Annotated in this window: 2 tRNA genes and 3 rRNA genes; all 5 read left to right on the top strand. The window is 56.6% G+C overall.

From position 1 onward, the window contains the following. Positions 1-107 precede the first annotated feature (107 nt). The 5 genes from ACT3ID_RS18890 (at position 108) to rrf (ending at position 5404) form a co-directional block, all read left to right on the top strand. Positions 108-1646 (top strand): 16S ribosomal RNA (locus ACT3ID_RS18890). A 107-nt stretch (positions 1647-1753) separates the two neighbouring features. Further along, positions 1754-1828 (top strand) — tRNA-Ile (locus tag ACT3ID_RS18895). 6 nt (positions 1829-1834) lie between these two features. Further along, positions 1835-1908 (top strand) — tRNA-Ala (locus ACT3ID_RS18900). A gap of 349 nt (positions 1909-2257) precedes the next feature. Then, a 23S ribosomal RNA gene (locus ACT3ID_RS18905) occupies positions 2258-5181 on the top strand. Positions 5182-5290: 109 nt separating this feature from the next. Next, a 5S ribosomal RNA gene (rrf, locus tag ACT3ID_RS18910) occupies positions 5291-5404 on the top strand. Together the 16S, 23S and 5S rRNA genes with 2 tRNA genes alongside form the textbook arrangement of a ribosomal RNA operon. The last annotated feature ends 10 nt before the right edge of the window (positions 5405-5414 follow it).

Here is a 5414-nt window from a genome sequence, read left to right on the forward strand (position 1 = left end):
GAACATACAGACGATCGCACGTCGAGCCCTTGTCGCCCCGAGTATTCGGGGTTAGATAAGAATTCTTGATGCAGGCCGGGAAGCAAAGTTATTGAAATGGTGTATTTACCATGGAGAGTTTGATCCTGGCTCAGGACGAACGCTGGCGGCGGGCTTAACACATGCAAGTCGCGGGAGAATCCTGACCTTCGGGTCGGGAGGAGACCGGCGGATGGGTGAGTAACGCGTAGGTAATCTGCCGCAGGGCCGGGGATAACATGCCGAAAGGCATGCTAATACCCGATGATGCAGCGGCCCCGCATGGGGACAGTTGTTAAAGCCTTCGGGCGCCTTGTGATGAGCCTGCGTGCCATTAGCTGGTTGGTAGGGTCACGGCCTACCAAGGCGATGATGGCTAGGGGGTCTGAGAGGATGATCCCCCACACTGGGACTGAGACACGGCCCAGACTCCTACGGGAGGCAGCAGTGAGGAATCTTGCGCAATGGGGGCAACCCTGACGCAGCCACGCCGCGTGCTGGAAGACGGCCCTATGGGTTGTAAACAGCTTTTGATGGGGAAGAACCCCGGAGTTTCGACTCCGGCTGACGGTACCCATCGAATAAGCACCGGCTAACTCCGTGCCAGCAGCCGCGGTAATACGGAGGGTGCAAGCGTTGTCCGGAATCATTGGGTGTAAAGGGTGTGCAGGCGGAAGTCTAAGTCGGAGGTGAAATCTTGCCGCTTAACGGTAAAAGTGCCTTCGAAACTGGATTTCTTGAGTTCGGAAGAGGTCGGTGGAATTCGTGGTGTAGCGGTGAAATGCATAGATATCACGAAGAACACCAGTGGCGAAGGCGGCCGACTGGTCCGATACTGACGCTGAGACACGAGAGCGTGGGGAGCGAACAGGATTAGATACCCTGGTAGTCCACGCTGTAAACGATGCATGCTAGTTGTTGTCCCGCCCGGGGCAGTGACGCAGTTAACGCAGTAAGCATGCCACCTGGGGAGTACGTTCGCAAGAATGAAACTCAAAGGAATTGACGGGGGCCCGCACAAGCGGTGGAGCATGTGGCTTAATTCGATGCAACGCGAAGAACCTTACCCAGGCTAAATCTGGCCTGACCGGCCCTGAAAGGGGTCTTCCCTTCGGGGCAGGCCAGAAGGTGCTGCATGGCTGTCGTCAGCTCGTGCCGTGAGGTGTTGGGTTAAGTCCCGCAACGAGCGCAACCCCTGTGGTTAGTTACCAGCACGTAATGGTGGGGACTCTAGCCAGACTGCCTACGCAAGTAGTGAGGAAGGTGGGGATGACGTCAAGTCATCATGGCCCTTACGTCTGGGGCTGCACACGTGCTACAATGGACGGTTCAATGGGAAGCGACCGCGCGAGCGGCAGCAGATCCCCAACGCCGTTCCCAGTTCGGATTGGAGTCTGCAACTCGACTCCATGAAGCCGGAATCGCTAGTAATCGCGTATCAGCAATGTCGCGGTGAATACGTTCCCGGGCCTTGTACACACCGCCCGTCAAGCGATGGAAGTCAGGAGTACCTGATGCGGCCGGGCCAACCCCTTCGGGGGAGGCAGGTCGTTAGGGTAAGCCTGGTGACTGGCGCTAAGTCGTAACAAGGTAGCCGTACCGGAAGGTGCGGCTGGATCACCTCCTTTTTAGGGAGCATCCTTGGCCTGCGGCTCGCCGTGTGATCGTCTGTATGTTCTTTTTGTTGTTTGGTCGCAAGCTGCCCCGCTCAGGCGGGCGCCGGCTGGCCACCCATGGGCTTGTAGCTCAGGCTGGTTAGAGCGCACGCCTGATAAGCGTGAGGTCGCAGGTTCAACTCCTGCCAAGCCCACAGCGAGGGGCTATAGCTCAGTTGGCCAGAGCACCTGCTTTGCAAGCAGGGGGTCCGGGGTTCGAGTCCCCGTAGCTCCACAGAGTGTTGTTGTTTTATTGATGGTATTCTCGCACGTATGTGCTCGCAGTCGCCGATGGCGGCGAGCAGATCCGTGCCGGAAGGCATGTGTTCTTTTATTTTGTTGTTTGTGAGATGCTGGACGTTGACGCGGGGTTTTATTGCTGGATAAAAGCAATTCCCGCCATCAGCAGACAGCCTCACCTGCAAGGTGTTCTTTGACGTAGTGATAGCTGATAGGTAAAAAGGTTTATGTTTAATAAACCGGCGTCATCCGTTTCGGATGGCGCGATATTGTAAGTATGATTTATACAGAACGAAACGCTCAAGAGTGGCTTGCCCCACCCGATGGTGGTGCAAGTCATATAAGTGAAAGCAACAAAGGGCGTATGGTGGATGCCTAGGCATAACCAGGCGATGAAGGACGTGTAAAGCTGCGAAAAGCTGCGGGGAGCTGCAAAAGAGCCCAGATCCGCAGGTATCCGAATGGGGAAACCCATCCCGGCTTCGGTCGGGATACTCCTTTCGAGGAGGGTCAACCCGCCGAACTGAAACATCTCAGTAGGCGGAGGAGCAGAAAACAATTCAGTGATCCCCCAAGTAGTGGCGAGCGAACGGGGGCCAGCCCAAACCCCGATGCTACGGCGTCGGGGGGTAGCAGGGCCCACAGAAGCCAACCCAAGCGAAGACGAAGCGGACTGGAAAGCCGCCCCACAGAAGGTGAGAGGCCTGTAGACGTAAGCGAGGCGCGGTGGTGGGATCCCCTGAGTAGGACGGGACCGGAGAAATCCTGTCTGAACCAGCCGGCACCATCCGGTAAGGCTAAATACTGGTTATGACCGATAGTGGACAAGTACCGTGAGGGAAAGGTGAAAAGAACGCCGAGACGGCGAGTGAAACAGTACCTGAAACCATACGCTTACAAGCGGTCGGAGTCCCGACACTTTGTGTCGGGATGACGGCGTGCCTTTTGCATAATGAGCCTACAAGTTGCGCCTGTCGTGCAAGGTTAATCCGCTCAGCGGAGCAGCCGAAGCGAAAGCGAGTCCGAACAGGGCGGCAGTACGGCGGGGCAGACGCGAAACCGAGTGAGCTATCTATGGCCAGGGTGAAGCGTGGGTAAGACCGCGTGGAGGCCCGAACCGACAGGCGTTGAAAAGCCTCCGGATGAGCTGTGGATAGGGGTGAAAGGCCAATCAAACTCGGAAATAGCTCGTTCTCCTCGAAATATATTTAGGTATAGCATCTGGTGCAGCGGCTCGGAGGTAGAGCACTGATTAGGCTAGGGGGCTTCACCGCCTACCAAACCTAGACAAACTCCGAATGCCGGGCTGTGTTGCCAGGTAGTCAGCGTGGGGGCGATAACGTCCTCCCGCAAGAGGGAAACAACCCAGACCACCAGCTAAGGCCCCTAAATCCAAACTAAGTTGCACAAAGAAAGTTGGGTTGCCCAGACAACTAGGAGGTTGGCTTAGAAGCAGCCATTCCTTGAAAGAGTGCGTAATAGCTCACTAGTCGAGCGGCCCGGCGTCGATAATTCGCGGGCATAAGTTTGGTGCCGAAGCTGTGGATTGTCCCGACATTCGTGTCGGGACAGTGGTAGAGGAGCATTCCAGGGCCACCGAAGCCCGGCTGTGAGGCCGCGTGGAGGGCCTGGAAGCGAAACTGTAGGCATGAGTAACGATAAGAAGAGTGAGAAACTCTTCCACCGAAAATCTAAGGGTTCCTGATCAACGCTAATCGGATCAGGGTTAGTCGAGACCTAAGGCGTAGCCGAAAGGCGAAGCCGATGGAAAACCGGTTAAATATTCCGGTACCGCTATACAGCTATAGATGAAGGCGTCACGCAGAAGTGACACTACCGCCTGCTGATGGAACAGCAGGTTAAAGGCCGTAGGTAGGCCCTCCAGGCAAATCCGGGGGGCCGAAGCCGAACGCCGACAGTACGGGGAGCCTGCGGGCAAACCGATAGCGTAGGTAATCTTGCTGCCAAGAAACCCGTCGTCATCTGCTGACATAGCGCTCGTACCAAAACCAACACAGGTAGATGAGGAGAGGATCCTCAGGTGCTCGAGTGAATCGTGGCTAAGGAACTCGGCAAATTAGATCCGTAACTTCGGGAGAAGGATCCCCCCGACACGTTCGCGTGTCGGGGGCGCAGTGACCAGGTCCAATCGACTGTTTACCAAAAACACATGCCTCTGCTAAGTCGCAAGACGATGTATAGGGGCTGACACCTGCCCGGTGCTGGAAGGTTAAGGAAGCCTGTTAATCCCTTCGGGGATGAAGCGGGCGACTGAAGCCCCAGTAAACGGCGGCCGTAACTATAACGGTCCTAAGGTAGCGAAATTCCTTGTCGGGTAAGTTCCGACCTGCACGAATGGTGCAACGAATTGGACACTGTCTCGGCCACGAGCTCGGTGAAATTGTGGTATCGGTGATGACGCCGATTACCCGCAGCGGGACGGAAAGACCCCGTGAACCTTTACTACAACTTTACATTGGCTTTAGCTGCCTGATGTGCAGGATAGGTGGGAGGCACTGAAGCCCCGGCGCCAGCCGGGGTGGAGCCGCCCGTGAAATACCACCCTTCGGGCCGCTGAATTCTAATGCCCCACCGCGGGCAGACAGTGTATGGTGGGTAGTTTGACTGGGGCGGTCGCCTCCTAAATGGTAACGGAGGCTCCCAAAGGTACCCTCAGCACGGTCGGCAATCGTGCGCAGAGTGTAAAAGCATAAGGGTGCTTGACTGCGAGAGATACAGCTCGAGCAGCTGCGAAAGCAGGGTTTAGTGATCCGGCGGTTCCACATGGAAGGGCCGTCGCTCAAAGGATAAAAGGTACTCCGGGGATAACAGGCTTATCTCCCCCAAGAGTTCACATCGACGGGGAGGTTTGGCACCTCGATGTCGGCTCATCGCATCCTGGGGCTGGAGAAGGTCCCAAGGGTATGGCTGTTCGCCATTTAAAGCGGTACGCGAGCTGGGTTCAGAACGTCGTGAGACAGTTCGGTCCCTATCTGCTGTGGGCGTTGGAATGTTGCGGAGAGCTGCTCCTAGTACGAGAGGACCGGAGTGGACGCACCGCTAGTGCACCTGTTGTCCGGCCACGGGCACCGCAGGGTAGCTATGTGCGGAAGTGATAAGCCGCTGAAAGCATCTAAGCGCGAAGCACGCTCCAAGATAAACATTCCCCAAGAAGCCTTCTGGAAGACGACCAGATCGATAGGCGGCAGGTGTAAACCTCGCGAGAGGCTCAGCCGAGCCGTACTAATAAGGCTACCGGCTTCCGCTTATATGGCTTGCACGACCAGCCGGTCGGCGGGCCACCCGGGCGTTTCCACTTGCACAACCATCAGCTATCACTCCGTCGAAGACCACCAAGGCATTTGTTGACATTTTGAGCAGGCGGGTCAAGCGCCGGGGCCCCACCCGTTCCCATCCCGAACACGGCCGTTAAGCCCGGCAGCGCCGATGGTACTGGCCCTCGAGGCCGGAAGCGTAGGTCCCCGACTGCTCTTTAAATTA

The sequence above is a fragment of the Fodinibius sp. GM108 genome (assembly GCF_058386985.1).